Source organism: Microvirga sp. KLBC 81 (assembly GCF_003075415.1).
Lineage (GTDB): Bacteria > Pseudomonadota > Alphaproteobacteria > Rhizobiales > Beijerinckiaceae > Microvirga.
Window position 1 is genome coordinate 34,419 of the sequence record NZ_QDAH01000019.1, and the last position, 16,944, is coordinate 51,362.

The window sequence follows — 16,944 nt, forward strand, 5'->3', positions numbered from 1 at the left end:
CGGGCCCCTGGCGGTAAGCAGCCTCATTCGCACTGATAGGCGCCTTCTTTTTAAGGAAGGAAAATCTTGTCATGACTGCATGGGTACGACACATTGGCCCCTGGCTGGCACGGCGCGCCGAGAACGTCGCAGCCCTCATGTTGGCCTTGATGTTCCTGGCCTTTCTCCTGCAGATCGCCTTCAGATATGCCCTGAATCTCCCGATCGGCTGGACGCATGAAATAAGTGTGATCCTTTGGATCTGGCTCGTCCTGTGGGGCGCCTCGTTCGTTATCAGGGAACGGGAGGAGATTCGCTTCGACATCATCTACGGAGCCGTTGGTCCCGGTCCGCGCAGGGTCATGTGCATCATCACCGCCCTGATATTGATCGCTCTCTACGCGATCTCACTCCCGGCCGTCTTCGACTACGTCACCTTCATGAAGGTGGAAAAGACCGGCTACCTCAAAATCCGTTTCGACTGGCTGTTTTCGATCTACATCGTCTTCGTCGTTGCTACCATCATCCGCTACATCTGGTTAGCCTGGCAGGCCATGCGTGGCGTCGCGCCCGACGAGTTCGATCCTACTAAGGCGAGTTCCGGCGTATGAACCTGGCAAGCCCCTTCTCGCTCGCGCTGGTCGCGATCACATTCCTTGCCTTTCTCGGCCTGCCCATCGGCCATTCGATGATCGCAGGTTCAATCCTTTACCTTCTGCTCTCTGGCCTGGATATGGGAACCGCCGCAGAGCAGATCCTGAACGGCATGTACTCCAACTACGTGATCCTCTCGGTTCCGTTGTTCATTCTTGCCGCCGAGTTCATGAACATCGGCAGCATGACCGACAGGCTCATGACGTTCTGCAACGCTCTTGTTGGCCGGTTCAGGGGCGGGCTTGCGCATGTTAACATCCTGCAGAGCATCATCTTCGCCGGCATGTCAGGTTCTGCGATTGCAGATGCGGCCGGAACCGGGCGCATGATGCAGGTCATGATGACTCGCGATGGCCGCTACGCGCCGAGTTACGCCGCTGCCGTCACGGCCGTCTCCTCGGTCATAGGCCCGATCATTCCACCATCCATCCCGATGGTGCTATATGCACTCGTCTCCGATGCCTCCATTGGTTTTCTCTTCCTCGGCGGGATCATTCCGGGATTGCTGATGGCAGTCAGTCAAATGATTATCGTGGCCGTCACAGCCCGGCGCAGGAATTTCCCGGTCGAGAAACCCGTTCCCCTACGCAAGCTCCCTCGAGTCACCTGGGAGGCTTTCCCGTCCCTCATGATGCCGGTTGTGTTGCTCGGCGGCATCTACACCGGCGTCATGACGCCGACCGAAGCCGCCGCCGTCGCAGCTGCATATGCACTGATCATATCGGTAGGGCTTTATCGCAGCGTGAGCTGGCGCGACTTCTACAACTCGCTCGCTGTCAGTGCTCGCACATCGATATCCATCGGCTTGCTGATCGCGGGATCACTGGTGTTCAACTATGTCGTCACTGTCGAGAATATTCCCGAAGGTGTGAAAGCCATTCTCTCGGCCTGGGAACTCTCACCCACCGGCTTCCTGATCCTGGTCAATGTCCTGCTGCTGCTCCTGGGGTGCGCGCTTGAGGGAACGGCGATCCTTCTCATCGTCGTGCCGGTCTTCATCCCAACGGCTCAGGCACTTGGTATCGACCTTGTGCATTTCGGGGTGGTGGTGGTCGTCAACATCATGATCGGACTGATCACACCTCCCTACGGCCTGCTCCTGTTCATCATGGCGAACATTTCAGGGGAGCCGTTGCGCAATATCGTCCGTGACACCCTGCCGTTCCTTTTTGCGATGATCGTGGCCCTGGCCATCCTAACCTTCGTGCCGGAAACCGTGCTCTGGTTGCCCAGGATGTTCGGATATCAGGGATGAACGGACTCAATTCGAGAGAAGCTATCGATGAGCAAACCAATCTACATTCTCAATGGGCCGAACCTGAACCGCCTCGGGACCCGCGAGCCTGAGATCTACGGGCGGACGACTTTGGCCGAAGTCGAGGCTATGTGCCGCGCAGCTGCACCCGAACAAGCAATCGTCTTCCGGCAGTCGAACCGCGAATACGAGATCATTGATTGGGTCCATGAGGCCATCGACGAGGGCAGTGGGATCATCATCAATCCGGCAGCCTTCACCTTCACCTCCATGGCCATCATGGATGCCCTGAAGATGTTTCCTGGCCCTATTGTCGAGCTGCACATCTCGAACATCCACCGGCGCGAGCCGATCTACCACAAGTCCTATGTCTCCCCAGTTGCGACTGCCGTCATCGCGGGCCTTGGCACGGAGGGCTACCCGATTGCGGTCAAAGCAATGCTCAATATGAGTTCCAAAGCGGCAGCGAGCGCCTGACGCCCATGACGAGAGAGCTATCGTCGGCAGCCGACAGAGAACGCGAAGCGCAAAGCCTATGGACATGGCCCTCTGTTCTCGTCGGATTGGTGGGGGCTGGTATCCAGGCCTCACGCACCCCACGCCTCCATGAGCGTGAGGGCGCCGAACAGGGCTTGCGCTACGTCTACAAGCTGATCGATCTTGAGGTGCTGGGTCTCGACGAGAGTGCTCTTCCGGAAGTCCTGGCTGCAGCCCAGCGGTTCGGCTTTGCTGGACTCAATATCACCCATCCCTGCAAGCAGGCCGTGATACCGCTTCTTGATGGATTGTCACCCGATGCAGCCGCTCTCGGGGCGGTCAACACCGTGGTACTGAAAGACGGCAGGCGTGTGGGACACAACACGGACTGGTGGGGATTTGCGGAGAGCTTCAGGCGCGAACTGCCTGACGTCCGAAGAGATCGCGTGGTTCAGTTCGGTGCCGGCGGCGCTGGAGCAGCCGTTGCGCATGCTCTGCTGACTCTCGGAGTCGGCGAGATCACTCTCATCGACACACATGAGGAGCGCGCCCGCACTCTTGCGGCAGCGTTGAGCGAGCGCTTCGGTGCGGGATGCGCCTCCGCGACATCCGGTTTCGCGGAGGCAATGGCCAAAGCCGACGGCATGGTGAATACGACCCCGCTCGGAATGGCGAAGTATCCCGGCATGGCGGTGCCTGTGGAATTGCTGCGCTCCGATCTCTGGGTCGCCGACATCGTCTACTTCCCGCTTGAGACGGAGCTGTTGCGCCAGGCCCGAGCACGCGGCTGCCGCACCATGTCCGGCGGCGGCATGGCCGTTTTCCAAGCTGTCGGAGCTTTCCGCCTGTTCACGGACCGGGAACCAGACGCCGCGCGCATGCTTCAGCACTTCAACGAGATGTAATTGTAGGCATACACAGGAACCAGCTTCGCACAACGTGACATTCAGATTTCATAGGATGGCTACAGCAGCATGCCGAGTTGTGGCTGAGCACTCGGAAGATGGGATTGCAGGCGAGATTACTCCGCGCCCGAAACACTTCCCTGCCATTCTCGGCCTGCTGACACTTGGCTGTGGACGTGAGACACTGGCTCCGCACGGAGAAACGAGCCATGGCGCAAGTTGTGACGGTCTATTTTGGGACCAATCGCATGCCGCTCACGGACGCGAGCGGCGGCACCATCATCGACTTCGGCTCCGAGCTTGGGCCCATCGACGGCACCGCCATTCGCTTCGGCAGCGCTCAGGCAAAGGTCACCGCAACGAGTTCCAGTTTAATCCCAGGCTCGCTTTACGTCGCTCAGGAACAACTCTACGGCCCTTCGATCCGGCGCGGCAGCCGAGATATCTTCGAAAAGCTCCGGCAGGATATGCAGGAGGGAGGGCGGCCGACACTGGTCGTGATCCACGGTTTCTCAAACACGTTCAAGGATGCCATTGAGCGGGCCGCCACGATCATCGACTTCTACGGCATCGATGCGAACGTGTTCTCATTCACATGGCCGTCCATCGGCACGCCTCTGCCCACACCCCTGCCCTACACAGACTACTTTCATGACCGCGGCACCGCGCGGGCGTCCGGAGTGGCCATCGCCCGCACGATGCGTATCCTCTACGACTTCATCGATAATCTTCCTCGCCGAGACATCTGCCGACAGCCACTGCACCTCATTTGCCATAGTATGGGCAATTATGCCTTCCGGTATGCGGTACAGGCCTTGATGCAGGTGCCCCAGGGCGAGCCACGCGAGTACATCCGGGCATCGGACGCACCTGCCACGGATGCAGAAGATCGCCCCTTTCCTGCACTGGTCGCCATGCCAACAGAGGCCCCGGATCCCAATCGCCTGCGCCGGACGTTCGACCAGATCATCCTCGCCGCAGCGGACGAAGACGAGGATGCGTTTGAAGATGCCAGGGAGTTGCGATACCTGCCCCGTCTCGGCAATCGCGTGACAGTCTACCACACTCAGGAGGACTGGATTCTCTCGACCTTGAGTTCGGTCACCAAATTCAACGGTCCGCGCCTTGGGGTGAATGGGCCGGAGAACATGGCGATGATCAGCGACAAGGTCGCTGCGATCGATGTCAGCGACGCCATTAGCCCGAGGCAGGACTTCCAGAGCCATCAGTACTATCGGATTTTTCCAGCGGTGCGCGACGACATTGTCGCCGTTCTGATGGGTGCGCGGCAGGACAAGATCGCAAACCGGGACCGCACCGACACTCAGCGCTATCGCCTCCAGCTCCCATCGAGAGGCCGACGCAAACCTGGTCCGCGATAAGCCCCTAGACAATCAAACTATCCCGACCCTATGCGATTGAGGAAATCCGGAGTTTTAGGCGTATCAAAAGGACGGACTCCCGCTATGCCCCGCGCCACTCCTCCGAGGCTTCCACTTGGTCGGACATGGGCTATGCCTGGGCCACGCCTACCAGGCCGGGAGGTGCTCCCCATTCCGAAATCTGGCGCGCAGACGGAAAGCCCGCTCGCGATAGGAATTAAATTCTCAAGCCACTCCGCCCGAACCACACCGGCGAGGATGCCTCCACCGCCGTGCACAGCACAGCTTTAGACAGGTTGCCGTGGTGTGGGCAGAATATTGTGACGGGGTGGACGAACTTGCTTGATCGCTTGCGACAAGGACTTGGCATTCTTGACGAGAGGCTCGCGTAGAAAGCACCCGCCGCCCCAGATGGTAAGCCTTTTGATCCTTTGACGGCGTGGTCTCCAAAACGCACATTAGCTCCTTCTGGAGCGAGGTGTGATGATGCCCGTTGATCGTATGATGCTGAGACAGGCCCTGAACGAACTCGTGAGGCTGAAGGGTGGCGCAGAGAACCCCACACGCTTCCTCGCCCGGCTCTATAGCTCCGCGCTGCACGAATGGGCGGGACAGCTCGGCGTGGATCAGCACAAGCTCAATAAGCTGGTTCACATCAAAGAGGCAATTTCAGAACGCCGGCTTCATTAGGATGACAACGGTCGGGGAGATATCGCCGCCTCTTCAATTCGATCGCTGGCGGTTTTGGCTCTTCCCCAGCCATTTCCGTCCCGGAGGCTGACGTGTACACTAGGCCGTCCGATCTCGTTTGGAACGGAGGCGGCTATGGCCTGCTTTCCCGCCAGAGCTCTCGGGATAACCGGCTTCCTGCTGGCTCTCCTCTGCCTCCCGGCCCATGCTGACCCATTCTTCGTGCGGGTCTACGGCAGGACCTACAAGATCGACCCTCGGTATCCGTCTGACGAGCAGAAGGGCCCGAAGCCCCAGGAGGCGATGGAAGCCCTACCCTCCGATCTCGCAAAAGGCCCTGGGTTCAGGCCATCGCACGAACAGGTCCTGGCCGAGGTCGAGGAAAGGCTCTGGATCGCACAAAACCAGCTCGATCATGCATTGGGGAAGGAAACCACCTCCCCTGAGCGGCAAAATGCCGGACCCGACCCGAAGGCAGTCAATCAGGAGTTCACAGAATCTCCCGCGACGGGAGCGACATCGAGCCGTTCGTCGAAATTGCAGAAGGTCTTTGACCAGCGCCGAGCCCTGAACATCCTTGCGCGTGAGCTGAGGCGATCCATGGACCTGCCTGTCAGGACGCCTGAAACGGGGTTCTCCCGGCCGAAGCTGTCGCCCGAGATTGAGGCTAGCTACCGCGCTCTCAGTTTCGATCCCTTGGAGGCCTATTACGGTTTCAGGCGCGTCAAGGCAGCCTTCCGCTCCGGCGATATCGAACTCCTCGCTCTGGTCGCCCACTATCCCCTGACGGTGACGGGAAAGGCCAAGCGGACCATACGCACCCGCGAGCAGCTTCGTGCAGCGAAGGACACGGCCATGGACCCGCGCATCCGAGATATTGTGGCGAAATCCACCTTCGAGACGGTCTTTGTTCGGGACAAAGGGATGATGCTTGGAGCGGGAGAGGTCTGGATCACCCACAACAAGACACGCTTCGGACTGGGAGCCATTAACCTCCAATGAAGGTTATCCTAGCGATCACGCCCCATGAAGCCGGTGTGACACGAGAGTATTGCGCCGATCCAATGCATGCGAAAGGATCCCGAAATGACTACAGGCGACCCGATAAAGATTATTGCCATCACATCCTTATCCTTGGTGCTCCATGCAGGATCAGTGAACACAGCGAGAGCCGCGCAGTGCGGCAGTACGGCGGCCGGCTTTGAGACATGGAAGCAGCAGTTTGCCAACGAAGCGAGAGCAAGAGGCGTCAGCGCTCCGACCATCACAGCTCTCATGGAAACCACCTATGCGACGGCGACCATCGCGGCTGACCGTGGTCAGAAAAGCTTTCGTCTATCACTCGATCAGTTTCTCGCCAAGCGAGGTGGCTCAGTCATTATCGCGCGCGGGCGCGCGCTCAAGCAATCCCATGCAGGTTTATTTGCATCCATTGAACAACGCTTCGGCATCCCACCGGGACCGCTCTTGGCTATCTGGGGGATGGAAACAGCCTTTGGGCGACAACGCGGGAACCAGAACACACTGTCGGCTGTAGCGACGCTCGCCTATGACTGCCGCCGGTCGGCCTACTTCACCGAGCAGCTCTACGCCGCCCTGACCCTGATTGATCGGGGCATTCTTTCGGCCGACGCGCGCGGCTCCATGCATGGTGAAATCGGCCAGACCCAATTCTTGCCCAAGAGCATCCTGAACTACGGCACCGGTGGCAATCTCGATAACGCCGCAGACGCGCTGATCTCGACGGCAAATTTCCTCAGAGCCCATGGCTGGCGCGCGGGCGAAGGCTATCAGCCCGGTGAAGCCAATTTCAAGGCGATCCAGGCATGGAACGCAGCTCCCGTCTATCAGCGGGCTATCGCACTGATCGGCCAGCAGATTGATGGAGGTGAGGCTACTTCTGCAAGACGCTGATGGGCGGATGTTTGGGATGGCGCTCATTTCTCAGCAATCGCCCCTGTCCTGCCATCACGGTATCGTCCTCATGGGCTTACAGGCAATCGCGACACGACTTCTTCCTTCAACTCTTGACAGGCATTATTTCACTGCGCCGAGCGCAAGGCCCCGCACGAGGTAGCGCTGAAGCCAGGCGAATGCGACGGCAACGGGAATGGTCGCTGCGAACGTGGCCGCCATCACATGATGCCATTCGACGGTGTAACGGCCGGACACCAATGAGAAGATCTGGATAGGGAGCGTGTAGCTATCCTGCGAGCGCAGCAGGGTCAACGCGATGACGAATTCGTTCCAGGCATTGATGAAAGTGAAGATCGCCGTCACGACCATCGCCGGGATGGCAAGCGGCAGAAATACTTTCACCAGGGTCTCGGCGCGCCCTGCTCCTTCCATCCAGGCAGCTTCCTCCAGATCGAGCGGAATGGTGGCGAAGTAGCTCTGCAGCATCCAGACCGAGAAGGCGATGTTGAAGGCCGCATAGACGACCGTCACCGCATTGATGCTGTCGATCAAGCCCAGCGACACCATGAGACGGAACAAGCCGACCACAAGAACGATGGGCGACAGCATCTGCGTGACCAGCAGGAACTGGCGGTAAAACTCACGCCCTTTAAAGTCGAAGCGCGTCAGGGCATAGGCGGCGGGGATAGAGACGATCAGCGAGCCCAGAGTCGCCAGCACGGAGACGTAGAGCGAGTTCTTCAGGGCATTTCCGAAATTGGTGGCGACCCACATGGTCTGTAAATTCTCCCAGGCGATCCGGGAGGGCCACCAGGTCGGCGTCAGCACTTCGGTATTGGGTTTGAGAGCCGTAATCAGCATCACGGCAAAGGGAAAGAGCGCGGCGACGACAACCGGCGAGAGCACGAGCCAACAGATGATGGAGCGGCGGAGCTTGGAAGAGTTCATGCCTTCACCCCGCGGTGGGTAGTGAGCCGCACATAGATCAATGTGAAGATCAGGAGAATGCCGAACATCACCAGCGAGACGGCGGAGGCCTCGCCGAGCTTTCCAAGCCTGAAACCGACCTTGTAGAGATAGGTGACGAGGATATCGGTGGAGTTCGCCGGCCCACCCTGAGTCATGGCCCAAATAATCGGGAAGGAGTTGAAGACGTAGATCGTGTTCAGCACGAGCGCGATGTTCAGAAACGGGGTGATGAGCGGCAGCGTGATGTGCCGGAACTGCTCCCACCGCCCTGCCCCTTCCAGGGCCGCGGCCTCATAAAGATCGTCAGGAATGGACGAGAGGCCGCCAAGGATGATCGTGACCGTAAAGGGGATGGTCACGAGGATGCCGATGAGGATCTGCATCGGGAAGGCCGTGCTCGCCTCGGCAAGCCATTGGATATTCTTATCGATGATGCCGAATTCAAGCAGGGCCGAATTCAGCATGCCGCTTTCACCCGACAGCGCCCAGCGCCAGACGATGGCGGTCATGGTCAGTGAAACCGCCCATGGCAGCATGACGATCACACGCGCAAGATCGCGGCCATAAAAGTCCTCGTTCAGCACGAGAGCGACGGGAACGGAACAGATGATGGCGCCGCCGACCACCGCGACGGTCCAGATTCCCGTGCGCCAGAGCGAGGCGATGAAATTCGGGTCGTCGAGCAGCGCCCTGAAATTCGCCATGCCGACAAAGTCGCGCAACTGGCCGAAGCGGTTCACGCTATGGCTCGCGATCTGCGCCAGCTCATTGACGGGCCAGATGACGATAAGGGCTGCCAGCACGAAACTGGGGAGAATGAGGACGTAGGGTGCAACCACACGCTTCGAGGTCATAAGCATTCCGCTGACTGAGCAAACAGCGTGAAGGGGCCTGGCCCGATGGCCCGGCCCCTTTGTCGAGACTACTTTTTCAGGACCGCATTGGCCTTGGATGCGGCCTCCTTCAGCGTCGGCTCGATCTGGCCCTGGCCGAGATAGATCCGCTGCAGCGCCGATGTGGTGGTATCGGCAATCTCCTCCCAGCCCGCGATTACAGGCGCGAAGCGGGCGGTCGGCAGAAGGCTCGTGAACACCTTGAGATCAGCATTCTCCACGAAGTACTTGTCCTGCGCTTCCGCCTTGGTCACCGGCAGGAAGCCCTCATTGACCGTGAACTTCACGCGTTGCTGCGGTTGGAACAGGAAGTCGAGGAATTTGAAAGCCTCGGCCTTGTTCTTGGAGTTCTGGAACATGATGACGGAGTCGGTCACGCCGTAAGTGCCCTGATCGCCACCGGGTCCTTTCGGGATCGGTGCCACGCCGTATTTGAGGTTCGGCGCCTCGTCACGGATCTGGTTGGCAAGGAAGGGCGCCGTCATCATCATGCCGATCTTGCCCTGCTTGAACAGGTTCTGCACGTCCTCGCGGGCATAGGAGGTCACGCCCGGCTGCGTGGCGCCCTGATCGATGAGGCGCTTGTAAAGAGACGCGGCATCGATGGCAGCCTTCGAGTCGAGCCCCGACATGCCGTCCTTCACGATGTCGCCCCCGAAGGACCACATGCCGTAGTAGAAATAGACGTCGGTCTCGACTTCCTTCCCCTGGAGACCGAAGCCATAGACACCGTTACCCAGCGCGGAGATCTTCTTGGCATAATCCTCCAGCTCCGCCCAGGTCTTGGGCGGCTCGGAGAGGCCCGCCTTCGCGAACAGATCCTTGTTGTAGTACATCGCACGCGCGGAGGCCGCGATGGGCAAACCGTATGTCTTGCCGTTCATCACCGAGGGCGTCAGGAAGGTCTCGATGAAGCGCCCCTTGATCTCGGGAGTCATGTAGCTGTCGAGCGGCTCCGCAATTCCCTGCTGGACGAAGTCCACGAGCCAGCGCGTACCGATGATCGACAGATCCGCATTGGCGTTGGCCGAAATGTCGGTGGTCAGCTTCTGAAGCAGGTTGTCCCACGGCACCACCTCGAACTGGATCTTGATCCCCGGATTGGCCGCTTCGAAGTCCTTGGCTACCTGCTCGAAATAAGGGCCGGTCTTGGCCGAATATTCCGCGACGGTGACACGGACAGTGCCCGCATTGGCGCTCGCGGACAGGGCGATGACGCCGACACCTGCAACCGCAAGTCCCTTGAGGCTGAAGAAGGTGTTCTTGTTGAATGTTTTCACGTGCATGTTCCCTCTGCTAGGGCCGCACACCTTAGAAAAGCAGCCCGGCAACGAGCATTGTTGTGAAAGAAAATTACTTAGGCAAGGGAATTATTGCGTATATTCCTGGCTTTTATGTTGCTAAATTTCATAAATCGCTCCAGCCTTAGGGACACCAAAGGTTAGAAGCAGTTCGGAGCAAGTCGTTGGCAAACAGCTTGGAAGGCCGCTTGGCCGTGATCACGGGTGCAGGCGGCGGCATTGGTGTCACGATGGTCCAGCGCTTTCAGGAGGCTGGAGCAAGGGTCGTCGCCTGCGACATCTCGGAGGAGGCCCTCCGATCGTTGGACGTGGCCCACAAGGAAACCTTCGACCTCAGCAATGCTGACGCGTGCAGGAGAGCCTGCGAGCGCATTCAGTCGCAGGTCGGCCTGCCGGACATTGTCGTCAGCAACGCAGGCTATACGCGCGCGGAAACCCTCGAGCAGGTCGACGAGCGTGTCTGGAACTTTGAACTCGACGTGAATCTCAACGGGGCCCGCAATTTTACCGCTCCCTTCCTCGAACCCATGAAGGCGAGAGGCTCCGGCGTGTTCGTCTTCATCTCATCCGTGAACGCCCTCGCCCATTTCGGAAATCCTGCCTATGCGGCAGCCAAAGCCGGTCTTGTGGCCTATGCCCGAGCCATCGCGACGGAATGCGGAGTCCATGGCATCCGGTCGAATGCGATCTGTCCGGGTTCCGTACGCACGCATGCCTGGGACCACCGGATCACGAAGGATCCTCACATTCTTGAGAAGGTCTCGCGCCTCTATCCCCTCGGCCACATGGTCTCCCCTGTTGACGTAGCGAATGCGGCGGTATTCCTGGCCTCGCCTCTCTCGGCCGGGATCACGGGCGTCTCTCTTCCCGTGGACGGCGGTCTGACGGCAGGCAACCTGCCCTTTATCGATGCAATCCGGTGAGAGGAGCTTTCCGATGGCCGATCTCCACCTCGACAACGTCAAGAAGCGCTACGGGGCTCTCGATATTCTCCATGGGATCAATCTTGCCGTCGAAGACGGCGAGTTCGTCGTCCTCGTCGGTCCGTCGGGATGCGGAAAGTCCACCCTGCTGCGCATGATCGCCGGATTGGAAACAGTTTCCGATGGCGAGATCCGCATCGGCGGCCGGCGTGCCAATGAGGTGCCGCCGCAGAAGCGCAACATCTCGATGGTGTTCCAGTCCTATGCGCTCTTCCCTCACATGACTGTGAAGGACAACATCACCTTCGGCCCGCGCATCCGCCGCGAGAATGCGCAGGAGACGGAGGAGAAGCTGAAACGCGCGGCTTCCATGCTGAATCTCGGAGCCTACCTCGACCGGCGCCCCGGCCAGCTCTCCGGCGGCCAGCGCCAGCGCGTCGCGATGGGGCGCTCCATTGTCCGCAGTCCCGATCTCTTCCTGTTCGATGAGCCTCTCTCCAACCTGGATGCGCAACTCAGGATGCAGATGCGGACGGAGATCAAGGCACTGCACCACAAGTTCAAAAGCACGATCATTTATGTGACGCATGATCAGATCGAGGCCATGACCATGGCCGACCGCATCGTCGTTATGAATGGCGGGCGCATCGAACAGGTCGGCACTCCTCTCGAGCTCTACGATCGTCCGGCCAATCTCTTCGTGGCAGGATTCCTCGGCTCCCCGGCGATGAGCTTCATCGATGGAACGATGCTGAGGTCGAGCCAGAGCGCGTCCGTTCGCCTCTCGGACGGCGCCATGGTGCCGGTTGCGAGCACATCCGCACCCAATGGCGCCAGCGTGATCCTTGGCATCCGGCCGGAACACTACCGGCTCGATCCCGCGGGTCCGATCCGGCTTGTGGTGAATGTCATCGAGCCCACTGGTTCGGAAAGTCACATCTACGGGCATGTCGGCACTTCGGAAGTGCGGGCGGTCTTTCGGGAGAGAATTTCCGTCGGCCCTGGCGAGACGCTCAACCTGTCCGTTGAACCGGAAAAGGTCCACCTGTTCGATGCGAACACCGGCATGCGCCTTCCGGGAGCCTGAGTGTGAAGGCGACACAGGACATCATCACCCGCGTTCGCCGATGGTCCGAGGACGGCTCCAAGGCGGAGCGCAGGCTTGCGTCCATGATCTTGAGCGACCTCGCCTATGTGTCCAAAGCGCCGATTGCCGACATCGCAAGTCGCGCAGGCGTGAGCGAGCCCACGGTGACGCGCTTTGCAAGAGCGCTCGGCTGCGAGGGCATTCGCGACTTCAAATATCATCTCGCTCAAGCTCTGGCCGTCGGCGGCAATTATCTCAATCCTACCCCCCTGCAGCGCGAGGAGCGCGAGGAACGTGTTCTTGCGGCTGTATGCGGTGGCGCCGCGACGGCGATCGAGCGCCTGCGCTCCAGCGTCGATATGGAGACCATCGGCTTGATTGCCGATCATATTTCCACGGCGCGCTCGGTATTGTCCTATGGTTCTGGAGGCAACTCCTCCATCATGGCGACGGAGCTCCATAACCGGCTCTTCCGTCTCGGCCTGTCCGTCATCTCTCACAGCGACGGTCAGATGCAGAGAATGACGGCTTCAGTGGCGACGCCGGAAACAGTGGTGATCGCCTTCTCGATCTCCGGCTACTCGCCTTCGGTGGTCGACTCCATGCGCATCTCCCGTCATTACGGAGCAAAAACCATTGCCGTGACCGCACCGGGATCGGCCTTGGCCCGGGAGGCCGAAATCCTCCTGCCATTCTCGGTGCCGGAAGACAGCAATCTCTACAAACCCAACTCCGCCCGCTATGCGATGATGGCCATCGTTGATCTGATCGCGATGACCACGGCCGAAGCCATCGGTCCCTCCGTTCTCGAAGGGCTTCGCCGCATCAAGCACAGCCTCGCAGCGGTGAACGTCAACGATCCCCGATTGCCCCTTGGCGACTAGAAGAAGTCGGATTTTGCAATGACCAAGATTCATGAGCTGGATACCCCCGTCGTGCTGATCGACCTGGACCGCGTCGAAGCCAATCTCAGGCGCGCACAGGACTACGCCGATACCCATGGGGTGAAGCTGCGCCCCCATATCAAGACCCACAAGCTGCCGCAATTCGCCAAGCGCCAGATGGAGCTCGGCGCCATCGGCATCACTTGCCAGAAAATCGGCGAGGCCGAAGTAATGGCGGATGCCGGGATCACGGATATCCTCCTTCCCTACAACATTCTCGGCGAGCCCAAGCTGAAACGTCTTCTGGCGCTCGCCAAGCGCACATCCATCAAGGTCACAGCCGACAGCACCACCACCATCGACGGCTATTCCAGGGCATTTGCAGGCTCCGGCATCACCCTTTCCGTTCTCGTGGAATGCGACACGGGCGGCGGGCGCGTCGGCGTCCAGACGCCCGAGGAGGCGCTCGCCCTCGCCAAACGCATCGCCGGTTCGAACGGATTGCGTTTTGCCGGTCTGATGACATATCCCGCGAAGGGCATGGCCGCGCAGGCGAATGCCTGGTTGGAGCGCGCCAAGGCCCTGCTTAATGAAGCAGGCCTCCCACCTGAGATTGTCTCGACTGGCGGAACTCCGGACATCTGGCAGAGCGGCGAGAACCGCGCAGCCACGGAATACCGCCCCGGCACCTATATCTACCTCGACCGCTTTCAGGTTCAGGAAGGCGTCGGCAGCTTTGACGATTGCGCGCTCACGGTCTTCGCAACCGTCGTCTCGCGCCCCACCGACACACGCGCGATCCTCGACACCGGCTCGAAAGCGCTCACCAGCGACACTTTAGGCCTTCAGGGCTTCGGCCGCATTGTCGAGTATCCTGATGCTGCCATTGTGTCTTTAAGCGAAGAGCACGGGATCGTTGATCTCACGCATTCCGCCACAAGACCTGAAGTCGGCGAGATGGTTCGCATCATTCCGAACCATGTCTGCCCCGTATCGAACCTCTTCGACGACGTGACATTCGTGCGCGGCGATGACGTGATCGATACGGTTCCAGTCGCGGCTCGCGGCAAGGTTACCTGAAGCGGCTCCCCCCTCTCCTACCCCAATCCCGGAGGTTCCCGTCGTGAAATCCCACACGCAAAATCCGTTCTCCGAAACCGACCCGGATCGCCGCGAAATCTGGACCATGCTGGTCGAGCGCGACATTGACGCCTTTCTCGCAGCCGATTGGTCGATGGTGGATTCCGATTTCCGCCGTGAAGGGTTTCTGGGCCTGCATGCGCACAAGTCGGAACTGCCCGACAGCTGGCGTCTCGATTTTCCAGACCTGGAAACCTACCGGGACGAGTGGCTGCGCCAGGCGAAAGCATCGCAGGCTGTCGACTATGCCGAGCCCGTCCGCGACGCTCTGTTTCGCGCCACCAACATGCGCGACATCGATTTAAGGGGCGATACTGCCGTCTGCCACAAGAAATTCGACGGAACCATCGCCCTGAAAGATGGCGGTGTCGATGTGCTCAGCTGGCAAACCTTGTATTTCTGCGCCCGCCTCGACGGGCGCTGGAAGATCACGGGCTTCGTTGGATACATGCCGTTCCCGATGGGAAAGCCCCGCGGCTGAACCAGGCCGACTTTTCTTAAACTTCCGGCTGAGAAGACGATGACGCAAAACTGGCTGATCCGAAATGCCCGTATCATCGACGGCACGGGAGCCCCCTGGTTCCGCGGCGACGTGCAAGTGGTCGGCGGGCGGATTGCCGGCGTCGGCGCGAACCTGAAGGTGGAAGCGAATGCGACGATCGTCGATGCGCAGGATCGCTATCTCGCGCCCGGCTTCATCGACGCCCATTGCCATGACGACCTGATCTGCCTTCGCGACCCGGATCGCCCTGAAAAGGCGCTGCAGGGCGTGACCACCGTCGTCGTCGGCAATTGCAGCTTCTCGCTCTATCCGGCACGCGGACAGTCCCGCGAGGATCTGCGCAAACACTTCTCAGGCTTGCTCGGTCAGACGGCACCGGATGAGATCTTCGACGACTTCGCGGATTACCGCGAGCGCCTTCATCGGGGAGTAGCCATCAATGTCGTTTCCCTCGTGGGCCATGGGGCACTGCGTCTCGCGGTCATGGGCTATGAACGCCGCGCCGCGACACCGGACGAGATCGCCGCGATGGAAACTCTTCTCGATCGGCAGCTTGAGCAAGGCGCCATCGGGTTGTCCCTTGGACTGGTTTATCCCCCGAGCGCCTTTGCGGCTCTCGACGAGATGGTGGCGCTGGCCAAGGTGGTGAAGGCTCGCGGACGGCTGATGACTGCGCATGTGCGCAGCTATGAGGATGGGCTTGTTCCAGCAATCGAGGAGTTCATCGAGATCCTCCGGCAATCCGGCGCGGCGGGCCTCCTGTCGCACCTTCAAGCGGCGGGGCGCCCGAACTGGGGCCAGATTCCCTGCGCCTTGGAGACCCTGGAGGCGGCGCGACAGGAAGGCATCGACATCAGCTTCGACATGTACCCCTATCCGGCAGGCAGCACCTACCTTCTGCAGCTGCTTCCGCCTGCCGCCCTCGATGGAGGGCTCGACCAACTGAAGCAGAAACTGCGCGATCCTGATGTGGGCCCTGTCCTGCGCCGTTGGGTCGAGAACGGCGGCCCGGCCTTCCACGGTCAGAGCAAGCTGTCCCTGATCGGTTGGGAGAACGTGCGCATTTCCGGCGTCAACAATCCGGCACTCAAGCCTCTGGAAGGCCTGAACATGCGCCAGGCCGCCGACCACGAGGAAACCGAGCCTTACGATCTGTTCATCCGCCTGGTTGAGGAGGACGAAGGACAGACCGGCGTCATTCTTTTCCAGCTCGATGAAAACGATCTGCATGCTGCGTGCTGCCACCGGCTGTATATGGTGGGATCGGATGGCCTGCCGCGCCCCGGCACGAAACCTCATCCGCGCGCCTTTGGCACGTTTCCGCGTATCATCGGCCCCTTGCGCCGGGACAAAGGCTGGTTCTCCATCGAGGATGCCGTTCGGCGCATGACATCGATTGCGGCGCAGCGCTTCTCTCTGCAGGATCGCGGTTTGGTGCGACCTGACATGATGGCCGATCTGGTGCTGTTCGAAGAAGGCGTGACAGACCAGGCCACCTTCGACGCATCGACCCTTCTGCCTTCCGGCATTACCCATGTCTGGGTCAATGGAGAGGCCATTGTGCGCAACGGTGCGCCGACAGGAGCCCGACCGGGCCGGATGCTTCAGGCATCAGTGTGAAAGCACCGATGCCAGGCACTTTCGCGGTTCATGCGCTCAAGCAGCAAACATGAATGCAGTCAATGCGAATGATCTATCACAGAACCGGCAATCTCCGAGCCGTCCAACTCCTGCTCGGCGATACCAAGATCGAGAGCACAGTCGAGTATATCGGCATTGATGTTGATGATGCGCCGGTGATTGCCGAGCAGTTTGGTGTCAAAACGTCAGCGGCGGCTATTGACCAAGCCGCCTCACCCGCCGATCCTACCAGCCATCATAAAGCAAATGACCGGCGAGTAACATGAAGCAACCTTGGCTCACTGGATCGAAAGGTCTCCACGGCTTATTGCATCCATGTTGAGCCTGACCCATAGGAGCTTCCCG

General features: G+C 59.9%; 18 protein-coding genes. 15 read left to right on the forward strand and 3 right to left on the reverse strand.

Going from position 1 to position 16,944, the window contains the following annotated elements:
- The first annotated feature begins 71 nt into the window (after nt 1–71).
- The 8 genes from DC522_RS14155 (at nt 72) to DC522_RS14190 (ending at nt 7,256) form a co-directional block, all read left to right on the forward strand.
- Nucleotides 72–590 carry a TRAP transporter small permease gene (locus DC522_RS14155; protein ID WP_116529329.1) on the forward strand — a complete coding sequence of 173 codons (519 nt, stop codon included), beginning with the start codon at nt 72–74 and terminating at the stop codon, nt 588–590.
- Nucleotides 587–1,888, forward strand: coding sequence for a TRAP transporter large permease (locus DC522_RS14160; protein ID WP_116529330.1), 1,302 nt, complete (start codon nt 587–589; stop codon nt 1,886–1,888). The genes DC522_RS14155 and DC522_RS14160 overlap by 4 nt, the downstream gene beginning before the upstream one ends.
- A gap of 27 nt (nt 1,889–1,915) precedes the next feature.
- A complete protein-coding gene (locus DC522_RS14165; RefSeq protein ID WP_116529331.1) occupies nt 1,916–2,365 on the forward strand; it encodes a type II 3-dehydroquinate dehydratase in 450 nt (149 codons plus the stop codon).
- A gap of 5 nt (nt 2,366–2,370) precedes the next feature.
- Complete coding sequence (locus DC522_RS14170) at nt 2,371–3,270, forward strand: shikimate dehydrogenase (RefSeq protein ID WP_116529332.1); 900 nt, start codon at nt 2,371–2,373, stop codon at nt 3,268–3,270.
- 209 nt (nt 3,271–3,479) lie between these two features.
- Nucleotides 3,480–4,652 (forward strand): alpha/beta hydrolase, encoded by a 1,173-nt coding sequence (locus DC522_RS14175; protein WP_116529333.1) that lies wholly within the window; start codon nt 3,480–3,482, stop codon nt 4,650–4,652.
- A gap of 483 nt (nt 4,653–5,135) precedes the next feature.
- Complete coding sequence (locus DC522_RS14180; protein ID WP_116529334.1) at nt 5,136–5,342, forward strand: hypothetical protein; 207 nt, start codon at nt 5,136–5,138, stop codon at nt 5,340–5,342.
- Between the two features lie 135 nt (nt 5,343–5,477).
- Nucleotides 5,478–6,344 (forward strand): hypothetical protein, encoded by an 867-nt coding sequence (locus DC522_RS14185; RefSeq protein ID WP_116529335.1) that lies wholly within the window; start codon nt 5,478–5,480, stop codon nt 6,342–6,344.
- Between the two features lie 84 nt (nt 6,345–6,428).
- Nucleotides 6,429–7,256, forward strand: coding sequence for a lytic transglycosylase domain-containing protein (locus DC522_RS14190; RefSeq protein WP_116529374.1), 828 nt, complete (start codon nt 6,429–6,431; stop codon nt 7,254–7,256).
- Nucleotides 7,257–7,379: 123 nt separating this feature from the next.
- Here the strand turns inward: DC522_RS14190 and DC522_RS14195 are convergent, their stop codons facing one another.
- The 3 genes from DC522_RS14195 to DC522_RS14205 all read right to left on the reverse strand — a co-directional run bounded on the left by DC522_RS14195 (nt 7,380) and on the right by DC522_RS14205 (nt 10,407).
- The gene (locus DC522_RS14195; protein ID WP_116529336.1) at nt 7,380–8,207 is read right to left on the reverse strand and encodes a carbohydrate ABC transporter permease; all 828 of its coding nucleotides are present in this window, start codon (nt 8,205–8,207) and stop codon (nt 7,380–7,382) included.
- Nucleotides 8,204–9,082, reverse strand: coding sequence for a carbohydrate ABC transporter permease (locus tag DC522_RS14200; protein ID WP_116529337.1), 879 nt, complete (start codon nt 9,080–9,082; stop codon nt 8,204–8,206). The genes DC522_RS14195 and DC522_RS14200 overlap by 4 nt, the downstream gene beginning before the upstream one ends.
- Before the next feature lie 68 nt (nt 9,083–9,150).
- Nucleotides 9,151–10,407, reverse strand: a complete 1,257-nt coding sequence (locus DC522_RS14205) for a sugar ABC transporter substrate-binding protein (protein WP_116529338.1) — start codon at nt 10,405–10,407, stop codon at nt 9,151–9,153.
- A gap of 245 nt (nt 10,408–10,652) precedes the next feature.
- On the opposite strand from DC522_RS14205, the gene DC522_RS14210 reads away from it, so the two are divergent.
- From DC522_RS14210 to DC522_RS14240, 7 genes are all read left to right on the forward strand, one after another.
- Nucleotides 10,653–11,345 (forward strand): SDR family oxidoreductase, encoded by a 693-nt coding sequence (locus tag DC522_RS14210; protein ID WP_116529375.1) that lies wholly within the window; start codon nt 10,653–10,655, stop codon nt 11,343–11,345.
- A 13-nt stretch (nt 11,346–11,358) separates the two neighbouring features.
- Nucleotides 11,359–12,432: an ABC transporter ATP-binding protein gene (locus tag DC522_RS14215; RefSeq protein ID WP_116529339.1), complete on the forward strand. Its 1,074-nt coding sequence runs from the start codon at nt 11,359–11,361 to the stop codon at nt 12,430–12,432.
- Nucleotides 12,433–12,434: 2 nt separating this feature from the next.
- Nucleotides 12,435–13,316: a MurR/RpiR family transcriptional regulator gene (locus DC522_RS14220; RefSeq protein WP_116529340.1), complete on the forward strand. Its 882-nt coding sequence runs from the start codon at nt 12,435–12,437 to the stop codon at nt 13,314–13,316.
- Between the two features lie 18 nt (nt 13,317–13,334).
- Nucleotides 13,335–14,396: a D-TA family PLP-dependent enzyme gene (locus DC522_RS14225; RefSeq protein WP_116529341.1), complete on the forward strand. Its 1,062-nt coding sequence runs from the start codon at nt 13,335–13,337 to the stop codon at nt 14,394–14,396.
- 106 nt (nt 14,397–14,502) lie between these two features.
- Entirely contained in the window at nt 14,503–14,937 is a 435-nt protein-coding gene (locus tag DC522_RS14230; RefSeq protein WP_116529376.1) for a hypothetical protein, read from the forward strand.
- 39 nt (nt 14,938–14,976) lie between these two features.
- Nucleotides 14,977–16,578 (forward strand): amidohydrolase family protein, encoded by a 1,602-nt coding sequence (locus DC522_RS14235; RefSeq protein WP_116529342.1) that lies wholly within the window; start codon nt 14,977–14,979, stop codon nt 16,576–16,578.
- A gap of 62 nt (nt 16,579–16,640) precedes the next feature.
- Nucleotides 16,641–16,865 carry a hypothetical protein gene (locus DC522_RS14240; RefSeq protein WP_133239283.1) on the forward strand — a complete coding sequence of 75 codons (225 nt, stop codon included), beginning with the start codon at nt 16,641–16,643 and terminating at the stop codon, nt 16,863–16,865.
- The last annotated feature ends 79 nt before the right edge of the window (nt 16,866–16,944 follow it).

Bases quoted from the DNA above. Each gene is read 5' to 3' on its own strand.
- DC522_RS14195 (WP_116529336.1), bottom strand. From the start codon at position 8,207: ATGAACTCTTCCAAGCTCCGCCGCTCCATCATCTGTTGGCTCGTGCTC.
- DC522_RS14190 (WP_116529374.1), top strand. From the start codon at position 6,429: ATGACTACAGGCGACCCGATAAAGATTATTGCCATCACATCCTTATCC.
- DC522_RS14155 (WP_116529329.1), top strand. From the start codon at position 72: ATGACTGCATGGGTACGACACATTGGCCCCTGGCTGGCACGGCGCGCC.
- DC522_RS14235 (WP_116529342.1), top strand. From the start codon at position 14,977: ATGACGCAAAACTGGCTGATCCGAAATGCCCGTATCATCGACGGCACG.
- DC522_RS14175 (WP_116529333.1), top strand. From the start codon at position 3,480: ATGGCGCAAGTTGTGACGGTCTATTTTGGGACCAATCGCATGCCGCTC.
- DC522_RS14170 (WP_116529332.1), top strand. From the start codon at position 2,371: ATGACGAGAGAGCTATCGTCGGCAGCCGACAGAGAACGCGAAGCGCAA.
- DC522_RS14240 (WP_133239283.1), top strand. From the start codon at position 16,641: ATGCGAATGATCTATCACAGAACCGGCAATCTCCGAGCCGTCCAACTC.
- DC522_RS14230 (WP_116529376.1), top strand. From the start codon at position 14,503: ATGCTGGTCGAGCGCGACATTGACGCCTTTCTCGCAGCCGATTGGTCG.
- DC522_RS14210 (WP_116529375.1), top strand. From the start codon at position 10,653: ATGGTCCAGCGCTTTCAGGAGGCTGGAGCAAGGGTCGTCGCCTGCGAC.
- DC522_RS14225 (WP_116529341.1), top strand. From the start codon at position 13,335: ATGACCAAGATTCATGAGCTGGATACCCCCGTCGTGCTGATCGACCTG.
- DC522_RS14180 (WP_116529334.1), top strand. From the start codon at position 5,136: ATGATGCCCGTTGATCGTATGATGCTGAGACAGGCCCTGAACGAACTC.
- DC522_RS14185 (WP_116529335.1), top strand. From the start codon at position 5,478: ATGGCCTGCTTTCCCGCCAGAGCTCTCGGGATAACCGGCTTCCTGCTG.
- DC522_RS14205 (WP_116529338.1), bottom strand. From the start codon at position 10,407: ATGCACGTGAAAACATTCAACAAGAACACCTTCTTCAGCCTCAAGGGA.
- DC522_RS14165 (WP_116529331.1), top strand. From the start codon at position 1,916: ATGAGCAAACCAATCTACATTCTCAATGGGCCGAACCTGAACCGCCTC.
- DC522_RS14200 (WP_116529337.1), bottom strand. From the start codon at position 9,082: ATGACCTCGAAGCGTGTGGTTGCACCCTACGTCCTCATTCTCCCCAGT.
- DC522_RS14160 (WP_116529330.1), top strand. From the start codon at position 587: ATGAACCTGGCAAGCCCCTTCTCGCTCGCGCTGGTCGCGATCACATTC.
- DC522_RS14215 (WP_116529339.1), top strand. From the start codon at position 11,359: ATGGCCGATCTCCACCTCGACAACGTCAAGAAGCGCTACGGGGCTCTC.